Origin of the sequence: Sulfurimonas sp. (assembly GCF_019429335.1) — a bacterium.
Taxonomy (GTDB): domain Bacteria; phylum Campylobacterota; class Campylobacteria; order Campylobacterales; family Sulfurimonadaceae; genus Sulfurimonas.
This window is the reverse complement of the sequence record NZ_JAHYJB010000009.1, coordinates 17,896-36,728: the sequence shown is the minus strand read 5'-3', so window position 1 is coordinate 36,728 and position 18,833 is coordinate 17,896. Positions and strand designations below refer to the sequence as shown.

At 38.6% G+C, this 18,833-nt stretch carries 21 protein-coding genes and 1 pseudogene; 6 read left to right on the top strand and 16 right to left on the bottom strand.

Features of this window, described 5'->3' with window-relative positions:
- Positions 1 to 46: 46 nt before the first annotated feature.
- The 3 genes and pseudogenes from K0A91_RS05175 to K0A91_RS05165 form a co-directional block, all read right to left on the bottom strand.
- Positions 47 to 1,885: a 7TM diverse intracellular signaling domain-containing protein gene (locus K0A91_RS05175; RefSeq protein WP_295008740.1), complete on the bottom strand. Its 1,839-nt coding sequence runs from the start codon at positions 1,883 to 1,885 to the stop codon at positions 47 to 49.
- Between the two features lie 9 nt (positions 1,886 to 1,894).
- A pseudogene (locus tag K0A91_RS05170) lies at positions 1,895 to 2,158 on the bottom strand (7TM-DISM domain-containing protein); the annotation flags it as partial.
- Between the two features lie 15 nt (positions 2,159 to 2,173).
- Positions 2,174 to 2,386, bottom strand: coding sequence for a hypothetical protein (locus K0A91_RS05165; RefSeq protein WP_295008708.1), 213 nt, complete (start codon positions 2,384 to 2,386; stop codon positions 2,174 to 2,176).
- Positions 2,387 to 2,490: 104 nt separating this feature from the next.
- On the opposite strand from K0A91_RS05165, the gene K0A91_RS05160 reads away from it, so the two are divergent.
- Entirely contained in the window at positions 2,491 to 2,730 is a 240-nt protein-coding gene (locus tag K0A91_RS05160) for a hypothetical protein (RefSeq protein WP_295008707.1), read from the top strand.
- Here the strand turns inward: K0A91_RS05160 and exbD are convergent, their stop codons facing one another.
- The 12 genes from exbD to K0A91_RS05100 form a co-directional block, all read right to left on the bottom strand.
- Positions 2,731 to 3,123 (bottom strand): TonB system transport protein ExbD, encoded by a 393-nt coding sequence (gene exbD / locus K0A91_RS05155; protein ID WP_295008706.1) that lies wholly within the window; start codon positions 3,121 to 3,123, stop codon positions 2,731 to 2,733. It lies immediately after the preceding gene.
- Positions 3,124 to 3,125: 2 nt separating this feature from the next.
- On the bottom strand, positions 3,126 to 3,578 hold the full coding sequence (gene exbB, locus K0A91_RS05150; protein ID WP_295008705.1) for a TonB-system energizer ExbB: 453 nt from the start codon (positions 3,576 to 3,578) through the stop codon (positions 3,126 to 3,128).
- Entirely contained in the window at positions 3,578 to 4,408 is an 831-nt protein-coding gene (locus K0A91_RS05145; protein WP_295008704.1) for a HAMP domain-containing sensor histidine kinase, read from the bottom strand. Before K0A91_RS05145 ends, exbB begins: the two co-directional genes overlap by 1 nt.
- Complete coding sequence (locus K0A91_RS05140) at positions 4,398 to 5,051, bottom strand: response regulator transcription factor (protein ID WP_295008703.1); 654 nt, start codon at positions 5,049 to 5,051, stop codon at positions 4,398 to 4,400. The genes K0A91_RS05145 and K0A91_RS05140 overlap by 11 nt, the downstream gene beginning before the upstream one ends.
- Positions 5,044 to 6,051, bottom strand: coding sequence for a dihydroorotase (gene pyrC / locus K0A91_RS05135; RefSeq protein WP_295008702.1), 1,008 nt, complete (start codon positions 6,049 to 6,051; stop codon positions 5,044 to 5,046). The genes K0A91_RS05140 and pyrC overlap by 8 nt, the downstream gene beginning before the upstream one ends.
- Positions 6,048 to 7,406: a phosphomannomutase/phosphoglucomutase gene (locus tag K0A91_RS05130; protein ID WP_295008701.1), complete on the bottom strand. Its 1,359-nt coding sequence runs from the start codon at positions 7,404 to 7,406 to the stop codon at positions 6,048 to 6,050. Before K0A91_RS05130 ends, pyrC begins: the two co-directional genes overlap by 4 nt.
- Positions 7,407 to 7,597: 191 nt before the next feature.
- Complete coding sequence (locus K0A91_RS11015) at positions 7,598 to 7,780, bottom strand: outer membrane beta-barrel protein (RefSeq protein ID WP_366511623.1); 183 nt, start codon at positions 7,778 to 7,780, stop codon at positions 7,598 to 7,600.
- Complete coding sequence (locus K0A91_RS05120; protein ID WP_295008699.1) at positions 7,699 to 7,932, bottom strand: hypothetical protein; 234 nt, start codon at positions 7,930 to 7,932, stop codon at positions 7,699 to 7,701. The genes K0A91_RS11015 and K0A91_RS05120 overlap by 82 nt, the downstream gene beginning before the upstream one ends.
- 143 nt (positions 7,933 to 8,075) lie before the next feature.
- The gene (locus tag K0A91_RS05115) at positions 8,076 to 8,657 is read right to left on the bottom strand and encodes a tetratricopeptide repeat protein (protein ID WP_295008698.1); all 582 of its coding nucleotides are present in this window, start codon (positions 8,655 to 8,657) and stop codon (positions 8,076 to 8,078) included.
- Complete coding sequence (locus K0A91_RS05110) at positions 8,635 to 9,222, bottom strand: hypothetical protein (protein WP_295008697.1); 588 nt, start codon at positions 9,220 to 9,222, stop codon at positions 8,635 to 8,637. Before K0A91_RS05110 ends, K0A91_RS05115 begins: the two co-directional genes overlap by 23 nt.
- 149 nt (positions 9,223 to 9,371) lie before the next feature.
- A complete protein-coding gene (locus tag K0A91_RS05105; protein WP_295008696.1) occupies positions 9,372 to 9,575 on the bottom strand; it encodes a PIN domain-containing protein in 204 nt (67 codons plus the stop codon).
- A 1-nt stretch (position 9,576) separates the two neighbouring features.
- Positions 9,577 to 9,798, bottom strand: a complete 222-nt coding sequence (locus tag K0A91_RS05100) for a hypothetical protein (RefSeq protein WP_295008695.1) — start codon at positions 9,796 to 9,798, stop codon at positions 9,577 to 9,579.
- A gap of 126 nt (positions 9,799 to 9,924) precedes the next feature.
- Between K0A91_RS05100 and pepN the strand changes: the two genes are divergently transcribed.
- From pepN to K0A91_RS05075, 5 genes are all read left to right on the top strand, one after another.
- On the top strand, positions 9,925 to 12,486 hold the full coding sequence (gene pepN / locus K0A91_RS05095; RefSeq protein ID WP_295008694.1) for an aminopeptidase N: 2,562 nt from the start codon (positions 9,925 to 9,927) through the stop codon (positions 12,484 to 12,486).
- A 94-nt stretch (positions 12,487 to 12,580) separates the two neighbouring features.
- The gene (locus K0A91_RS05090; protein ID WP_295008693.1) at positions 12,581 to 14,050 is read left to right on the top strand and encodes an FAD-dependent oxidoreductase; all 1,470 of its coding nucleotides are present in this window, start codon (positions 12,581 to 12,583) and stop codon (positions 14,048 to 14,050) included.
- Between the two features lie 26 nt (positions 14,051 to 14,076).
- On the top strand, positions 14,077 to 14,241 hold the full coding sequence (locus tag K0A91_RS05085) for a hypothetical protein (protein ID WP_295008692.1): 165 nt from the start codon (positions 14,077 to 14,079) through the stop codon (positions 14,239 to 14,241).
- Between the two features lie 95 nt (positions 14,242 to 14,336).
- Entirely contained in the window at positions 14,337 to 15,146 is an 810-nt protein-coding gene (locus K0A91_RS05080) for a peptide deformylase (protein ID WP_295008691.1), read from the top strand.
- A 15-nt stretch (positions 15,147 to 15,161) separates the two neighbouring features.
- A complete protein-coding gene (locus K0A91_RS05075) occupies positions 15,162 to 17,816 on the top strand; it encodes an ATP-binding protein (RefSeq protein ID WP_295008690.1) in 2,655 nt (884 codons plus the stop codon).
- On the opposite strand, the gene K0A91_RS05070 is transcribed toward K0A91_RS05075, so the two are convergent.
- Positions 17,817 to 18,566, bottom strand: coding sequence for a response regulator (locus K0A91_RS05070; protein WP_295008689.1), 750 nt, complete (start codon positions 18,564 to 18,566; stop codon positions 17,817 to 17,819).
- Positions 18,567 to 18,833 lie beyond the last annotated feature (267 nt).

Here is an 18,833-nt window from a genome sequence, read left to right as displayed (position 1 = left end):
GTAAACTTTTGTCCCGTTGAACATAGTTGATTGCACAAACGTTCCCTTAATATTTTTTTGATAAAAAACGCTCTAAAACTTTGTTGAACTCCAAAATATCTATCGGCTTTGCGATAAAATCATCTGCCCCCGCTTCAAAAAACTTCATTTTATCCTCTTCCATGACATTTGCCGTAAGCGCGACTATCGGTGTTGCTGCTAAAGAGTTTTCTTTTTCATGGTCACGTATCTTTTTGAGAGCCTCGATGCCGGTCATATTTGGCATGCTGTCATCCATTAAAATAAGCTCAAATTTTGATGACTTAAACATATCTAGAGCCTCCAAGCCGTCTGAAGCTATAGTACACCCAAGGTTATACTCCTCAAGCAGTATCTTCATTAGCGTCTGATTCATCTTATTGTCCTCTGCAACCAAGACGTGCCCAGAGAGCTTGCTGTAGTCAAAATCTTCTGCCGAGTATTGAACCTCTTTGCTTGAGGCAGTATCGCAAATTTTTGCAGGCAGCGAGAGAGTAAAGTTGCTTCCTGCTCCAAGAGTGCTTGAGAGTGCCATCTCTCCCTCCATAAGTTTTGCCAGTTTTAAAGATATTGAGAGCCCAAGGCCTGTACCGCCGTATTTTTTGGCAGTTGTTCCGTCTGCCTGTTCAAACGGGTCAAAAATCTTCTTTTGAGCCTCCTCTGATATGCCGATGCCCTCATCTTGTACGGAGATGCTCAGGATAGAGTTTTCATATCTGATATCTATAAAAATTTTTTTGCCCTCGGAGGAAAATTTAATGGCATTGCTTAGTAAATTGAAGATTATCTGTTTTATTCTTATCAGGTCGCCCTCCAGACACTCCGGAATGGTTTTGTCTAGATTTGTAGATAGCTCGATAGAATTTTCAGCTGCAGAAGCTTCAAATAGTTCAATGCAGTGAATTAGCTCGTTATGGGGATTGAAAGGGTGTCTGTTTATCGAGAGCTTCCCATTTTCTATTTTTGAAAAATCTAAAATATCGTCTATAAGATGCAGCATAGTTTTCGAGCTTGATTGAATAATATTGACATAGGATAAATTTTTCTCTCCCCTTACACTGTTTTTTAAAATATTTACAAAGCCTATAATGGCATTCATCGGTGTACGAATTTCATGGCTCATATTTGAGAGGAACTCCTCTTTAGCTTTTTTTGCTTCCAACGCTTTTTTAGTCTCGTTTTCTGCAATGAGCTTCTCTTCTTGAGTTTCCTTAAACCTGTCGGCTAAAGCAAAGGAGAGCAAAATCGTATCGATTATCATACCATAATCGACCGCATGAAGTCCTGCATCCGTGTAAGGTATCAGCGCCATTACGGTTAATGCTGTAACTAAAATTCCAAGTAGTCCTGCAGTTATCGCAAGCAAGAATAGTCTTGCGTAGTGATTTCCCCTTAAGATGGAGTAGATGGTTATTCCAAATACATAGAGGCTAAAGAGTACGGTCAGACTTATGGCAAACGCGACATGGTATCTGTAGCCGATAAAGAAAGTGACTATCATAATGGCGACATAAAAGAGGAGAAGATAGTTTGTGACTAAATTGAGTCTGGCAAATGAGTGTTTAAGATTTAGAAATGATTGTGCAAAGAGTATGCCTCCTATCGAAAATAGATATATAAATGTCGACTCAAACCAGTTTTGAAGGGATGGATAGTCATAAAAAAACCACTTGAAAGTGTAGCAGTTGTAGGATGCGTTCATAACTAAAAAGAGGCCAAGATAGAGCACGTAGAAGCCGTAATATGCTATTTTTATCCTAAAAAATAGAATCAGGTTGTAAAGCAGCATCGCCATTATAATCCCATATACAAAACCCGTGTAGTTTGAGTGATTGATCTCATCTTGTAAAAACTCGGAGCTATCCATAACTGATATTGGGACAATAAAGGGATCAAGTGTCTTTACCTGCACATAAACGCTTGAGTGTCCGCTCCTAAACTCATGCTCAAAATTGGTATTGACATGGTCTATTGTTCTGTTGTTATAAGCAAAAGTATCTCCGCCCTCATATATTGAGAGTTGCTCATTCTCATTTTCTACATGTATTTTCACGCTGTCTATCCATGGGACGCCTATGACAATCAATCTCTTTAGAGGGGAGGGCTCTTTGTTGTAGACATCAAACTTGTACCAAAATGCAGATGTGGTAAAAAGCTAGCTGTCAACATCTTTGTTTAGTGGTTTAAACGCATCGTTTGGTAGATTTTTGATTTGGCTAAAATCCATCTTTGCGCTTTTGTCTTCAATGTAGAGGATGCTTTTTCCGATGTTTTTGTTTTTTTTGGATAAATCTAGTACGGGCAGGGTTGAAGAGGCAGTGGCAAACGTTATAAAGAAAAATATTAACATGCAGAAAATTTTTTGCATCTGAGTGCTTCTTTTTAATTAAAAATCCTACGTATGATATAATAAGCTTCTTTAAGATAAATAAAATTTGTCATTTTAATGTCACAAAAACTTCCGGAGATTTAATGCAAAACCCTTTTGAAACAGGACATATCAAAAACTATATACTTTTATATGCCAGCGTAGTGATTATTATGATACTTTTTTTTATAGCGACTACACTTTTTCACGATGCAAAGAGCATTGAGACAAGGGTGTTTAGCAGTGATATGAACAGTTTGGAGTTGGTTGAGAAGAGGGAGAAAGTCTCCCAAGATGAGAGCAATCAAACCAAGAGGTTTAAGTTGCTTCAAAGAAGCTACTGACTACTCTTTTGTGACTATGTAGAGCTGCTCGTGGTTTAGGCGTTTTAAGACATCCATAACACTTACAAAATCCTGAAACTTTGAATCTTTATCGCTTCTAAGAACCACAGTCTGCTCTTTTGAGATTGCAGATAGTCTCGTCTCAAGCGTCTTTAAATCAACATTCTCTTTGTCAAAGAAAAGCTCACCATTAGCTTTTACATAGATTGAGACCTCTTTTTTTGCATCCTCTTTTTTAGAAGCTTTTGCCTCTGGAAGCTCAATAGGAATAATCCCCTGATTTACAAACGTTGCAGTCGTTAAAACCATAACAAGAAGAACAAGCATGATGTCGATAAAAGGGATGACGTTTATCTCATCGAACCTTTTTCGCTGTTTTTTATACTTAGCCATATTTAGTTGCTTGTTTTTTTGTCTTGGGCGATGTCAAAAATCGTCAAAATTTTTTCAACTTTTCTAAGAAGTATGGTATAAAAAATAATAGCCGGCATTGCAACGATAAGTCCCATGGCGGTAGCTTTAAGTGCGAGGGCCAGTCCTACCATTATCTTCTTTGCATCTATTGTTCCGACTTCGCCCATAGTGTAGAATGTGAGCATAATACCGATAACTGTTCCCAAAAGCCCTACATAAGGTGCATTTGAGCCGATAACGCTTATAACGCTTATGTTATCTGTCAGATCCATCTCAAGCTTGTCTCTACTCTCATAGTCACTCACGCGAACAGCGCTGTAAAACATCATTCTCTCTATAAATAACCACAGAGTAAGAACGCTCATAAGTATAAGAAGTCCCATAACTCCATAGTCTAGTGTCACTTCCGCATAAGCCAAAATACTGTTTTCCACTAATTTTCCTTGAATTTTAAAATAACCGTTGTGCCAAAATTTGGCTTTGATTTGAAATTTAACAAAATCTCGTTTGCATCACAAAACCGCTTAACCATATTGAGCCCGATACCAAAGCCCTGCATATTCTCATTACTTTGGTAATATCTGTCAAAAATTTTTAAAAGCTCCACTTCGTCCATACCGCAGCCGTAATCTTGGATAAGGAGCGTGCAGTCTTGCAATTTTATACTTATTTTGTGAATATTTTGTGAGTATTTTACAGCATTGTCTATAAGATTGTCAATTACTTTAGATAAGCCCACTTTATCATTGCTTATTCGTGCAGGAGTCATCTCAACGTCGAACTCTATATGCGGATATATACGGCTTAAAAACTCAACTCTGCTTCGCAGAAGTTCATCAAGATTAAATTCTTCATACTTAATATTTGAGCTTTGCAATTTTATCATATAGTCCAGCTCATTATAGCGCTGCTCTAACATATCGCAAGCGCTCTCAATCCTTGAAATCCTCTTTAAATCTTTATCGCTTGTAATATTCTTTTTTAACATGTGGATATTTGTTTTGATTGTGCTTATGGGAAGATTCAGCTCGTGAAGCGTCTCAGTTGAGAGATTTTGCAGATTTCTTACATGTTCAAACAATGGGTCGATTGAGAGTCTTGTGATGACAAAGCCTGTAAAAGCAGTTAAAATAAGCAGTGTAAGCAGCAACAAAAAGATATTTTCTATCTCTATAACCGCCACAAAATAGTACAAAACAGCCATAAGTGAGATGACGGTAAGCGCGTAATATATAAAAATATTTATGCGCAGATTACGAAACAAGTTTGTACCCTATACCGCGGACGTTCTCTATGCTTATCTGGGGGATAAGCTGTTTTATGCGGTTTATGTAAACCCTGAGCGCACCGTCGCTTCCGCCTTCACTGCTGCTCCATAATTCGCTCTGAATCATCTCTTTTGGCACCGTGTTATTTGCGTGTCTCATCAAAAGAAGAAGAAGCTCATACTCTTTTTTTGAGAGGTCAAGCTCTTCGTTGTTGTATGAGATGCGCTTGTGAACATTGTCGTTGCTAAGCAGACCGACAGAGAGGGAAATATCGCATTTGGCTCTTTTTAAGAGAGCTGACATGCGCAAAAGCAGTTCGTCACTGTCAAAGGGTTTTGTTAAAAAGTCATCTCCGCCGCTTTTAAAACTTTTTTTGAGCACCTCTTTGTCTTTGTGCGAAGTTAAAAAAATGGCAGGGGTGTTGTCGTTTGATTCTCGCAACTCCTTTAGGAGCGTTAAGCCGTCAATAAGTGGCACGTTTATATCAAGAAGATAAAGGTCAAATTTTTGCGTAAATGTCTTGTCCAAAGCGCTCTGTCCGTTTGGTACATGTTCGACTTCAAAACCGCTCTCTTCTAGCAAATCTACGAGTGTATCCGCAAAAAGAGGATCATCCTCAAGCAATAGTATTTTACTCAATGCTCTCAATCGCCCAGTTTATAATTTTTCCCGCATACATAGGCACAACACCGTTGTAGGTCTCAGGCACAACAAAAGGGCGCTTTTCTAAAACAACCTCTTTAAACTCAGGACAAATTCCATAGATATTTTGCGCATTGTCGCTTACAAAAGCTTGAAGATTGTCAAGTTTATCGTACTGCTCAAATATTTCACATAGAAGCTGAATCGCTATCGGTGCACTAAAAACTCCTGCCGCACAGCCGGAACACTCTTTTTTCTCTTTTGAGTGAGGTGCCGAATCTGAACCGAACATAACCTTTGGGTGCGCTTCAAGAGCAACGCTCAAAAGTGCGTCCAAATCCTCCGGTCTTTTTGCAATCGGCTTGCAGAAGTTATGCGGCATCATCATCCCGCCGACAACATCATCAAGCGTTAAGAGGAGGTGATGCACGGTTATGGTCGCATAGAGATTTTTGTGTTTATCAAGCATCGCAACCGCTTCTTTTGTCGTAATATGCTCCATAATGATTTTTAAATCAGGAAAATTGGTCGCAAGAAGCTCGTAGATACTCATAAACTCCGCTTCTCTGTCCATAACAAAACCGTCAGTCTCACCATGCACACAAAGAGGAATTCCAAGAATGCTCATAGCCTCAAGCGTCTCACGCATCTCCTCTATGTCAAATGATGAAACGCCGCCCTCGGAGTTTGTCGTAATGCCCGCAGGGTAGAGCTTAATCGCCGTAATATGCTCTTTTGCATCGGCTAGAAATTTTTTGCCGTAGTTTTTATAAAAAAGCGTCATGTAAGGCTCAAAGTAGTCGTTTGGAACCGCTGCAATGATGCGCTCTTTATAAGCTTTTACATCTTCAAGCGTAGTAGCGGGCGGAACAAGGTTTGGCATGATTAGAGCGCCGCTGAAACTGTAGGCACTAAGAGGCGCAACATTTTCAAGCATTACTCCGTCGCGAAGATGGAGGTGCATGTCAAGCGGCATTAAAAGTGTGTGGGTTTTCATAGGGCATCCTTTGCACTTTGTATAAGATTGTTCATCTCTTTTTCGTAGAGTTTTGCCTCTTCCTCTGAGGTCGATTCAAAGCGGGTAACAAGAACCGGAGTCGTGTTGCTAGCACGTACAAGCCCCCACCCATGTTCAAAGTTTATGCGTACCCCATCAACATCAATGATATTTTTGATGACAGGAAATGACTTGGGAGGATTTTTGAGAAGATCTTTAACTTTGTCTATGATTTTAAACTTCTCGCTCTCGGTAGTGTGAACTTTTATCTCCTCGGTTGAGAAAACCTTTGGAAGTTTTGCAAGCTCTGCGTCCAAATCAACTCCGTCATGGATAAGCTCCAGCATTCTAAGCGTTGCATAGATGGCGTCATCGTAACCGAAATAGCGGTTTTTGAAAAATATATGCCCGCTCACTTCACATGCAAGGTCTGCACCAATCTCCTGCATCTTTACCTTTATATTTGAGTGACCTGTTTTATACATCACGGCTTTTGCACCGCGCTTCTCAAGCTCATCATACATGACTTGTGAACACTTTACCTCGCCCACGACGGTCGGTCTGTCCATCTTCATGGCAAAGAGAAGTGCCATCATGTCGCCTTTGATGTTGTTTTTATGTGTAAGCACGGCGATTCTGTCCGCATCCCCGTCGTAAGCAAAAGCTATGTCGCCCTCAGCTTCTAGAAGCTTTTTTACATCCTCTAGATTGTGTTCATCTGATGGGTCGGGATGATGGTTTGGAAAAGTTCCGTCAGGCTCAATATAGAGACCTTTCGTGTTAAGTCTTAAAGTGTTAAAAATTCTTTCGGTAACAATTCCGGCAACACCGTTTCCGCAGTCATAGACGATGCGCGTCGGCATATCTTTGAGGTGGGAAAATTCGCTGATAAGAAAGTCAACATACCTTGTAACCGCATCTATCTCCGTTACATCTCTTTGTGGTACATGTGGAAACTCCATCGTCTCACACTCACGACCAAGAGCATAGATGTCCTCGCCAAAGAACGGCGCTTTGTCTATAGTGATTTTAAATCCGTTGTATTCGCTTGGATTGTGAGAGCCTGTAATCATAACTGAAGCGCTTGCAAGTACGCCGTTAAATTCGTTGTAGTTGCAGAAGTAGTTTACGGGTGTCGGAACCATTCCCATGTCAAGAACTTTTTTGCCGCCGGCATTTAGTCCATGAACAAGGTACTCAAAGAGAACGGGAGAGTGGCTTCTAGCGTCATACCCGACAGCCACATACTCGCCTTGGATCTTTGAAGCAAGCGCGTAACCTATACGCACAACGCTCTGCTCGTTTAACTCTTTCTCGTAAATCCCTCTGATGTCATACTCTCTGTAGATGCTCACTATGTTTGCCTTTTGTAGTTTATGGATGTAATTTTACTATAAATGACTTATAATCAGATAATGGAGAAGAGAGGAGAGTTATTCTCCGTGGGAACGCAGATGAAGTAAAAGCAGACAGAAGGTATACACTCCCACGCAGGAGCATGGGAGCGAGATAAAAAGATTGTAGTTGTCATAATTTTAGGATTTTCCTACCACACAAAACGGATAAGCGCATCTACTGTGTCATAATCATACTCAAAGTTTAAGCTTGAAACTCCCATATCGTATGTTCTGTACTCTAGCGCGAGTGCTACATGTTCAAGCACTTTGTAAGAAACTCCAGCTCCATAACCAAAACCGTCTGCCGACGTGCTTGAGCTGATGGCTTGCATCTGATACCCTGATGATACGATGTGCTAAACCCAGCCATAACGCAGTTGCTAAAGACTTTACTAAAACCGTAACCGATGCTAAAAGTGGTTGTTGACTGCTCATCCATCATATCTGCTTTTGATGCACCGACATAGACATAATTCTCTGCCATAAGGCTTGACGCGATAGAGAAAGCCAAGAGACAAAGAGTGCAGATTTTTTTAACATGTAGAACCTTCTTTGTAATTTTAAAGATGTAGATTAAGTATGCATTCTCACTTGAAAAGCGGGAACGAGGAAGATATTAGCTAAACTTTACTTACACGCCCAAGGGCTTTGGTTGCATAAAATATCAAGATTTTTTTGACAACCCTCTTGTGCTTTAGGATTAGACACGTCAGAATCTACACATTTCATCCAATATTTATACGCAAGTTTTTTATTCACATCAACATTTCCCTCTCCTCTATAATAAACAATGCCAAGATTATACATTGATCCCACAGATTTTTGTTCAATAGCTTTTTTAAACCAATATACTGCTTTTTGTTTATCTTGTGCGGTGCCTTCACCCCATCTGTAATGTTCTGCTAGTCCAAATTGAGCTAAAGCAGACCCAAGTTCTGCACCTTTTAAATTAAGTTCAAATGCTTTTTGAAGATTTTTTTCTGTTCCATAACCATCTGTATATTGCACTGCAAGTAAAGGATATGAGTTAATATCGCATTTTGGACAGTTAGAAATTGACTGTTCAAAAGCAAGTTTTGATTTCTCATAATCTTTTGCAAAATAATAGTTTATCCCAGATTTATATGCATCGTCATTTTCATAAGCCAATAAGCTATTGATAAATAAAAAAATATTAGTAGCTTTTTCATATTGAGAACTCCTTCTCAAATTCTGATATTTGTTGATTTAAAAAACCTTTGTCTCCCTTTTCTCCGGTAGATGTTTTTATAAATTCTGCTGAATTTATCGAATCTTCTAATAAGTGTTTTTTAACATAGTCAAGAACAATTTCATTGTTTAGGAACTGTTTCTTATTTTCTAAGTTTAATTTAATTTCACATAAATCAAACTCACAGTTAATTTGCATTTGAATTTTCATTTGTTTTCCTTTGTTTTTTTTATAACACTCTATTGCATTTTGCACAATTGCTACCATTTTTGGAAGCTTTTTTTTGTTTTTATGAAGAGTAATTTGTGCATATACTGCATAAGCTGCAACACCTAGTAAAATAACAATTACAAAAGATTGTACATATGAATCATGCATATTTTTACTTTGTGCAAATGATGCCATCATTGCACCAATTAATAATAGCAATGTCATAATTCTCAATATATTGTCCAATATAAATAACGCTGAAACCTCTCTTGCAGCAAGATTTTCCAGTACATGTTCATAATACGCTAATTGTGTATCGTTTTCAATTTTAATATATCCCTCTGACAAACCCATTTACTACCTTTGTTTTGAAATGAAACAAAGACTTTACCCCCCCTTATTAAGAAATGCTTAAACAACAATATATTTTTTATTTTCACGGTTTTAGTGTGGATATTTACAGAAGGTAGGAAGTGTAAATTTTATGTAAAGCGTGTAGAAGTTTAAGCGTGAATTTGGCGTATTTTTAAATCAGGTATATTTTTTAATCGTATATCGTTTGTAATCAAAAGAGCGCTGTTTACTAAGCAACTAGCGCAAATAATTGCATCTGGCAGTTTTATTTTATGAATTTTTCTTAACATGATGACCTTAGTTATAACTTCTTTGGATAAATATATTATGGCATTTGAATCAAGAAGAGTCATATTACCACTCTTCTCTTTGCTGCTCTTGCCACTTCATTGGGTCGTTTATAGATTTAAAAGGTTCAACATTTTTATTTTCAAAAAGTTCTTGAACTGCTTTTTTAGTTGAAAGAGTCTGTGAGACCTCTTTTTTCTCAATAATTTTCACATCAGACTTCAAATGATTTAAAAAGTACATAATTTTATCGAGTGCAGAGTCTTTGACATCTATGGTTATTTGCATCTGAAAATCCTTTGCTTTGTAATGTTTAAAATTATATCAAACTTTTTTCATTATAAACCAAAGAGCACTCTATAAGCCTCAAATAACTCTCTTATGCTATTATTATAAAAAAATTAAAGAGAAGTTATGAGCAAAGCAGAGACTATTTACCTAAAAGATTATAAAGCACCCAAATTCACCGTTAAAACCTGCGATCTTGTATTTGAACTTTACGAAGAGCATACGCAGGTTACAAATCTTATGAGCATTGAGAGAGTGGATGCGAGGGCTAAGGATTTAGTGCTTGACAGCATAGATCTTGAACTCTTAGAGATCTACCTTGATGATGAAAAGCTCTCCGAAAAGAGATATGTCATAGAGGATGAGCATTTGAGAGTTTTAGATGTTGGAGATGCGTTTAAGCTTATAATCATCAACAAAATCTATCCGCAGTTAAACAGCGAACTTGAGGGGCTTTACAAGTCTGGAAATATCTTCTGTACGCAAAACGAGCCTGAGGGGTTTAGACGCATTACTCCATATATAGACCGTCCTGACGTTATGGCGATCTTTAAAACGACTCTTGTGGCAGATAAAGAGCGTTACCCTGTTTTGCTGAGTAACGGAAATAGAGAGTCAAACTTTAAGCTCGACGACGGCAGACACGGTGCTACATGGTTTGACCCGCATCCAAAACCGTCCTACCTTTTCGCACTTGTTGCAGGAGATTTGGGAGTAGTTCAGGATAAGTTTGTGACAGCAAGCGGTAAATACGCAAGGCTATATATCTACACCGACAAAGGGAACGAGTCCAAGTGCAAACATGCCATGAAGTCGCTAAAAGATGCTATGAAATGGGATGAAGAGGTTTACGGACGTGAGTATGATTTGGAGCTTTATAACATTGTTGCGGTTGATAGTTTTAACATGGGGGCGATGGAGAACAAGGGTCTAAATATCTTTAACTCAGCTTATGTTCTTGCAGATGAAGACAGTGCAACTGATGCCAACTTCATGGGGATTCAGAGCGTTATTGCACATGAGTATTTTCACAACTGGACGGGAAATCGCATCACATGCAGAGATTGGTTCCAGCTTACTTTAAAAGAGGGTTTGACGGTCTTTCGCGACCAGTGTTTCTCTGCGGATTTAAACTCAAAAGATGTACAGCGTATCGATGATGTCAACTCTCTGAGAGAGAGACAGTTTGTAGAGGATGCTTCGCCGACGGCGCACCCTATTCAGCCCGACTCCTACATGGCTATAAACAACTTCTACACGGCTACGGTTTATGAGAAGGGTGCTGAGGTTATCCGCATGCTGCACACTCTTTTGGGCGAAGAGAAGTACCGCAAGGCAACTGATTTGTACTTTGATACGTTTGATGGTCAAGCGGTGAGAACAGATGACTTTTTATGGGCGATGAGTAAAGCGGGCGGAATTGATTTGAAGCAGTTTGAGAGATGGTACCATCAATCAGGTACTCCGAAGCTACATGTTGAAGAGAAATTTGAGGACAGCAAATACATGCTTACTCTTACCCAGAGAGTTCCAAATGCGGTTGACGGCAGCGAGCAGAAGCCATACTTTTTTCCTCTGAAAATGGCTCTTTTGGATGAGAACGGCAGGGAGATAGAGGCAAAAACGCTAATAGTGAGCAAAGAGAGCGAGGAGTTTGTTCTCAAAACTGACAAAAAGCCTATTTTATCAATAAACAGAGATTTTTCGGCACCTATTATCGTTGAGCTAAAAGAGGGTAATTACGCTTTTTTAATGAAGCATGACAGCAACAGCTACGTAAGATACGAATCGGCGCAATCCTTTGGGCTTGTGGCGATAGAGAGCATTATGAGAGGCGAGGCAATCGATGAGGAGTTTGTAAAAGCTTTCGGGCACGTTTTGGATGATAAAAAACTTGACCTCTCGTTTAAAGCGCTTCTGATGGAGTTGCCAAGTGTAACGGCAGTTATGCAAAGGCAAGAGGTGGTTGATTTTGAGCCGATATATGAGGCAAAAGAGAAGCTGCAAAAACATCTTGCACTCACTTTTAAAGATAAGCTTTTAGATGTTTATAACAAAAATCACAAACCTACATGTAAAAATCTTGACGCAAAAAGCATGGGTGAGAGAAGCCTCAAAAACCGCTCTCTTAAACTTCTCTCTGCTTTAGAGAGTGAAGAGATAATTGCAATAGCAAACACTCAGTACAATAGCTCTGTAACTATGACCGACAGGATAGCCGCTCTTGATGTTTTAGAAAACACATCGCCAGAGTTCTCGACTGTTGCACTGGAGCATTTTTACAAAAAGTATAAAAATGACACGCTTGTTATGAATAAGTACTTCTCAATTTTGGCGGCTTCACACAGAAGCGGAACGCTTGAGAGAGTTATGGCGCTTGAGCATGACGAGGCATACAATGAGCTGGTTCCAAACCTTGTCCGCTCGCTTATCGGAGTATTTGCAAGAAACTACAAACACTTTCACGCAAAAGACGGTCACGGCTATAAGTTTGTGGTTGATAAAATAATAGACATCGACAAGATAAATCCGCAGATTGCATCAGGTCTTGCAGGTGCATTTAAGATATTTAAAAAATTAAACAGCGCAAACAAAAAATTAATGAGAACAGAACTTGAGAGAGTAATTGCTGAGCCGTCTATCTCAAAAAATGTATATGAAATTGTGAGTAAAATATTAAACTTTTAGTCCAATAGTATAAAATGTGTTAAAAATGTCACGCTTTTTACTATATTTAAGATATCATTGAAGCGAAGTTTTTAGACTTATAAAGGATATTTTTATGGCAAGATTAGTTGTTCTTGGCGGAGGTGTTTCAGGTCATACTGCTGCTACTTTCGCAGCAAAATGGTTAGGCTCGACGCATGAAGTTGTTGTTGTAACTCCAAACTCAAAATGGAACTGGATTCCATCAAATATTTGGGTTGGTGTCGGAGAGATGAGTAAAGAGGAAGTTACTTTTGATTTAGCTCCTGTTTACGCGAAAGCGGGTATTAATTATAAGCAGGCAAAAGCTGTTTCGATTAACCCAGAAGGTAGTGAATTGGTCAACAAGCCTTTCGTTACTATTGAGTATACGCTTGCAGGTCGCGAGGGTATGACTGAAAATATAGAGTATGATTATCTCATCAACGCTACGGGACCAAAACTTAATTTTGGAGCAACCCCTGGACTTGGTGATGCTAACGGTCTTGGCGAGTTTACTGTTTCAGTTTGTACTGCGGATCACGCTGTTCATGCAAACGAAGAGTTTCAAAAGTGCATCCAAAAGATGAAAAAAGGCGAGCGTCAAAAGTTTTTAATAGGAACGGGACATGGTCTATGTACATGTCAAGGTGCTGCATTTGAGTATATATTTAACATCGAGCATGAGTTAAACAAAGCCGGTGTTCGCGATATGGCTGACATGAAATGGATTTCAAACGAATCTTTCTTGGGTGATTTCGGCGTTGGCGGATTGCACATGAAAAGTATGGGGTTTGCGGTTAGTTCAAAAATCTTTGCTGAATCACTTTTTACCGAGAGAAATGTTGACTGGATAATAGGTGCGCATGTAAACAAAGTAGAAAAAGGAAAAGTTAGTTATGAACTGCTTGATGGTTCCATGGGTGAAGAGGAGTTTGACTTCTCAATGCTGATTCCTCCTTTTGCAGGAGTTGGCTTAAAAGCTTTCGCAAAAGACGGAAGTGATATAACCGCTACTGTTTTTGCTCCAAACGGATTTATGAAAGTTGATGCTAACTACTCAGCAGGTACTTATGAGAACTGGAAAGCAAGTGACTGGCCAAAAACTTATCAAAACCCTACTTACCCAAACATGTTTGCTTGCGGGATAGCGTTTGCTCCTCCACATCCAATTTCTAAACCTATGAGTTCTCCAAACGGAACACCGATTGGACCGACTCCTCCAAGAACGGGTATGCCATCGGGCATTATTGGAAAAGCGGTTGCTCGTAGTATTTGTGATCGTATCCTTCAGGGTGAAAACGCTCCTCTGCATGAAGCTTCTATGGCTCATATGGGTGCTGCTTGTGTTGCTTCGGCAGGAAAAGGCATATTTGACGGAACTGCAGCTGCCATGACTATCTATCCTGTTGTTCCTGACTTTGAGAAGTACCCTGGAACGGGACGTGATACAGAGTATACATTTGGCGAGATTGGTCTTGCGGGTCACTGGATTAAACATATCCTTCATCACCTATTTATTTGGAAGGCTAAGCTAAAAGCTGGCTGGACAATGATCCCTGAATAAAAATAAAAGATATCAAAGGAGATATGATGAGTAAAAAAGCAGAACATAACATTAAGGCATACGGCAAAAATTTTACAACAATGACACCTGGTTCATTTGCTATAAAATTAAGAACATGTAAAATTTGGCAATTTATCAGATTTATCATTATTAATATTAAAATGTTGGTTGTAGTAAGAAAAAGCCACTAATGTTCATCCAAAAAGACCTTAGAGAATAATCTAAGGTCTTTATTCATAAAAAGCATTAAAATCCTCAACAAGAAAGTAGTTTAACAAGGCACACCATGATTAGAGAGATAGTTACATATCCGACTCCGCCAAGCGTAGAGTATGCAACGGATGTGAGAGTTTTCAATGAAGAGATATTTTCTTTGATAGAGGATATGAAAGATACGATTGGGGCTAACTCTTTGAATGCTTTGGCGGCTTTTCAGATAGGCAGTTACTATAATGTCGTAGTTGTTAAAAAAGAGCAGGGCGGAGATTTTTTAGAGTTGATAAATCCAAGAATCATAAGTCAAAGAGGCAAAGTGACAACCGTTGAAAAAACGGCTTACTTCCCAGGGTTAAGCGCAAAAATAACGAGATATGAAACAATTAGCCTAGTTTATCAAGATAGATTCGGCAACCAACACTCACTCAAAGCCGACGGAGATTTTAGTATTTTACTTCAAAGAAAAATTGATTATACATTTGGGTCAAGTTTTTTAAATAAGTTAAGCAAAGAAGAGAAAAAGATTTTTACTAAAAAATTAGAGTTTGGAAGCGATGTTGCAATTTCTGAGAGCTGTCCAACAGTTTTTAAAAGAGATTATATAATTAAAGCTATCAATGCACTAATGCTGGCAATGATAATTTTACTTATAGGCTCACTTTTTGTCAGCGATGAGACATTAACACAATTTTGGCAATATCAAACATATCTTTTTTATGGTGTGCTTGTATTGAATGTTATCTATTTTTTCTATGCGCAGTATGAGGGAAAGCGTTTTATATCATGCACAAGTTGTCAGATAGGAAATATCATCGGCACGTCAGTGATATCTCTCATTAAGCTCTCCGTGATAATGTTGTTATCATATTTCATTATATAGGAAAAGTAAAAGCTCATGAAAAAAAAACTGCCAAATCTTCAAGAAAATCAGCATATTTTTATTGATGCAAAAAAGCAGATACTCACAGCATGGATGTCATATGACTCTCCAAGAGAGATAATGGCTCTTCACAATATTGATGTACAGAATTTTTTAAATGAATATGCGGATGGCATTTTTGACTACTTTATGGGAGTGATTTCCGACAAGTTGGAGATAGGGGAGTGCCCTGTAATGCAGAGCCTCTTGGAGTATCTAAAGGATAGAAACATAAGTGCAGACGAGGTTTTCGAAATATGTACGCACTTTAGAAAAACTATGATTAATTTTACCTACGATAAAAAGTTAAACTCCAAAGAGCTTTTTGGCGAGATGTCATATATTTTTGACAAAAATCTAAAAGGCATTTTAAAATACTACACCGATACGATTTTTCAAAAAGAGCAGGAGATAGACAGACATGTAAGCCTTTTGCGAGAGTATCAAAAAGCGCTTGATGAGAGCACTATTATCTCTAAAACCGACATGCACGGCAAGATAACCTATGTAAACGACAAGTATGCAAGGCTTAGCGGATACACCGTTGATGAGCTTATCGGCAGCAGTCACAGCATAGCAAAACATGAGGATATGCCTCAGGACTATTTTAACGATTTGTGGTTTCAGCTAGAGCACAGAGGTATTTTCAGAGGAACCATCAAGAATAACAAAAAGAACGGCGACTACTTCTACATAGATGTTACTATCGTTAAAATCACAGACCCGCATGATGATTCGGTAGAGTACATGTCAATAGGAAACGACGTAACAACATTGATAGATGCAAGACTTGAAGCACAAAAAGCATCGCAGGCAAAAGAGTATTTTTTATCCAACATGTCACATGAAATCCGCACCCCTTTAAATGCAATTTTGGGCTTTGTAAATCTTCTTATCGAGCAGGACCTCTCAAAACAGCACAGAAGATATCTTGAGATAATTTTAAACAGCGGAGAGAACCTACTAAGCATCATCAATGACATACTTGACTTCTCAAAACTAAGAAGCGGCGAGTTTACAATCGAGCCTAGAATTTTCTCAATACACAACGAAATCAGTCACACTTTAGAGCTATTTGTCGCCTCAGCAAACGCAAAAGATATAACGATTACTTCATTTATTGACCCGACAATCCCAAAAGAGCTCTATGCTGATTCTCTAAGAATCAAGCAGATACTCTCAAACTTTCTTAGCAACGCCATAAAGTTTACAAGGGTAAAAGGACATATACACGTAGAGGCTACATGTCAAAATAATATTTTAAAAGTAAGCGTCAATGACAACGGAATAGGAATAGCGAAAGAGGAGATAAAAAATATATTCACGGCATTTACTCAGGCAGGACGCGGAGAGATAGAGCATCTTGACGGTACGGGGCTTGGGCTCTCCATCTGTCATCAGCTCTCAGAACATATGGGCGGAAGCGTTCATGCATACTCAGAGGTCGGAGAGGGGAGTACCTTCTGGGTTGAGATACCGGTTGAGATACATAACAGCGAGTGCCAGATTTTTAGTGATATGGATGAGCTGGTAAAACTAAAAACCGTGTTTTACTCAAAGGATATGGCAAGAGGCTATAAGTCAGACTCATTCTTGAAATACTCAAACATGTTCAATATGAATATAAACATGGTTGACAGACTAGAAAAAGAGCATGATGTAGTTATATTTTTGGATGAGTACGTTGACGATGAGTTTAAAGAGATGATTTTAAATTCTGAGAAAAGGTATATAGCGCTTACGAGCAAACCAAGCTCAAACTATGAGAAATATTCGCATATTGCAAACATATGCTTTCCGCTCTACTGCTCAAAGATAAGAACCGCTTTTGACGAGCTTTTGCATCCTGACTCTTTTTCTCCCCATAAACACGAGTGCAGTATGAAGTTTCAAGGTCATATACTTGTTGCTGAGGATAATGAGGCAAATCGGGAGCTTATAAAAATTATTCTTACAAAGTACGGACTCACATATGATTTGGCCGCAAACGGACTTGAAGCACTAAATCTTTACAAGGCGAACAACTACGACCTTATATTGATGGACGAGCAGATGCCTATAATGGACGGAAACGAGGCTGTTGCGGAAATAATAAAATATGAGAAAGAGAAAGAGCTAAGACACACGCCAATCTCAGCGCTTACCGCAAATGTAATAAAGGGTGCAAAGGAGAGAGGTCTGATGAGCGGTTTTGACTCTTTTTTAGGAAAGCCAATCGTTATCAAAGAGCTTGAGAGGGTTTTTTCCAACTATCTAAAAGTTACCAAAGAGGATTTGCCTGAAGCAAAACCGGCTCTGCTCCATAACGGAGTTGAAGGTCTAAACTGCGAAAAACTAAATCAGGAGCTTATGCTAAGCGGGGATGAGCTTATAATGCTTATAGAGCTTTTTATAAAGAAGATGGCAAAACAGATACCAGAACTTGAAGATGCCATAAAGGCTCGTGATTATAAAAAAATTGCGCTTATTGCACACAGTATAAAGGGCTCAAGTGGCAATTTCAGACTTGAAGAGGTGCAGGAGGATAGTTCAAAAATAGAGAAGATGGCTAAAAACAAAGATATCACCTACAATTACGAGGCGATGTTTGAGAAGATAAAAAACAGACTCTCTAAAATAAGGGTTCTTTAACTACTCCTCTATATAGTAGCCAATTCCGGAGGCGTTTTTTATTATGTCCGTCGGAAGTTTGCTCCTTAGTCTCCAGACAAGCGTTCTTATGCTGTTTTCCGTCGCTCCGTTCTCTCTCCAGACATACTCTATCGCCTGCTCAAAGCTGATTACATGACCAAGCTTCGCTACCAAAAGGCGCAGTATCGCACTCTCTTTTTTTGTAAGTTTGACTTTTTGGCTATTGTAAAAAATCTCATCTTTGGAGATATCAAGGCAGTACCCCTCTCCAAAGAGGACTGTCGGTCGATCAGACTCTCTTTTTGCGTAGAGGAGTTTCTCTACGTTTTGGTCATCAATTTTTGAGGCATTTATCTCCTCATATCTCTTGTTTTCCATCTCAAATTTAAAAATAGCCATCTGTATCGTAGCGTGTAGCGAAGATGGGTCAAAAGGTTTTACAATGTAGCCGTATGGCTCTGTTTTTATCGCCTCGGCTATGATATCGTCATCGCTATATGACGTTAAGTAGATGAATGGGATTGAGTAGTGTTGTCTGATGGTTTTTGCCAGCTCTATTCCGTCATTTCCCTCTTGAAGAGAGATATCGATGATAATTACGTCAGGTTTGTATTCGTCAATTTTTTCTCTTGCCTGAGGCGCATTGTCGCACATAGCAATAATCTCATAGCCATGTTTTCGAAGAGAGAGGTTTAAGTTCAGCGCGGTTATTTCGTCATCTTCGACGATGATGATTTTGTGTTTTTCCATATTTAGCCCAAATGTTCATTAATAATTATTTTGTGATATTATTTTGTAATAGTATCACAAATATATAAGTTTTTATTATTATAAATCAAGAATGTGATAATTGAAATATTTTTATCACTGTTTTGTTACAATATTACACCAAAGCACTATTTTTAATCTTTAAACTTTGAGCGTATCTATAAAAGGTGCCTATATTTTCAAAAAAAATATCTATGGAATGACCATAGTGGGGCAGAAAAATTAATAAATAAATCGGATTATTTTAGT

What these genes read in the sequence shown, in the direction of transcription:
- K0A91_RS05175 (WP_295008740.1), bottom strand. Translation starts at nt 1,885, where the DNA reads ATGGATAGCTCCGAGTTTTTACAAGATGAGATCAATCACTCAAACTAC.
- K0A91_RS05165 (WP_295008708.1), bottom strand. Translation starts at nt 2,386, where the DNA reads ATGCAAAAAATTTTCTGCATGTTAATATTTTTCTTTATAACGTTTGCC.
- K0A91_RS05160 (WP_295008707.1), top strand. Translation starts at nt 2,491, where the DNA reads ATGCAAAACCCTTTTGAAACAGGACATATCAAAAACTATATACTTTTA.
- exbD (WP_295008706.1), bottom strand. Translation starts at nt 3,123, where the DNA reads ATGGCTAAGTATAAAAAACAGCGAAAAAGGTTCGATGAGATAAACGTC.
- pyrC (WP_295008702.1), bottom strand. Translation starts at nt 6,051, where the DNA reads ATGAAAACCCACACACTTTTAATGCCGCTTGACATGCACCTCCATCTT.
- K0A91_RS11015 (WP_366511623.1), bottom strand. Translation starts at nt 7,780, where the DNA reads ATGCAAGCCATCAGCTCAAGCACGTCGGCAGACGGTTTTGGTTATGGA.
- K0A91_RS05120 (WP_295008699.1), bottom strand. Translation starts at nt 7,932, where the DNA reads ATGGCAGAGAATTATGTCTATGTCGGTGCATCAAAAGCAGATATGATG.
- K0A91_RS05110 (WP_295008697.1), bottom strand. Translation starts at nt 9,222, where the DNA reads ATGGGTTTGTCAGAGGGATATATTAAAATTGAAAACGATACACAATTA.
- K0A91_RS05105 (WP_295008696.1), bottom strand. Translation starts at nt 9,575, where the DNA reads ATGACTCTTCTTGATTCAAATGCCATAATATATTTATCCAAAGAAGTT.
- K0A91_RS05100 (WP_295008695.1), bottom strand. Translation starts at nt 9,798, where the DNA reads ATGCAAATAACCATAGATGTCAAAGACTCTGCACTCGATAAAATTATG.
- pepN (WP_295008694.1), top strand. Translation starts at nt 9,925, where the DNA reads ATGAGCAAAGCAGAGACTATTTACCTAAAAGATTATAAAGCACCCAAA.
- K0A91_RS05090 (WP_295008693.1), top strand. Translation starts at nt 12,581, where the DNA reads ATGGCAAGATTAGTTGTTCTTGGCGGAGGTGTTTCAGGTCATACTGCT.
- K0A91_RS05085 (WP_295008692.1), top strand. Translation starts at nt 14,077, where the DNA reads ATGAGTAAAAAAGCAGAACATAACATTAAGGCATACGGCAAAAATTTT.
- K0A91_RS05080 (WP_295008691.1), top strand. Translation starts at nt 14,337, where the DNA reads ATGATTAGAGAGATAGTTACATATCCGACTCCGCCAAGCGTAGAGTAT.
- K0A91_RS05075 (WP_295008690.1), top strand. Translation starts at nt 15,162, where the DNA reads ATGAAAAAAAAACTGCCAAATCTTCAAGAAAATCAGCATATTTTTATT.
- K0A91_RS05070 (WP_295008689.1), bottom strand. Translation starts at nt 18,566, where the DNA reads ATGGAAAAACACAAAATCATCATCGTCGAAGATGACGAAATAACCGCG.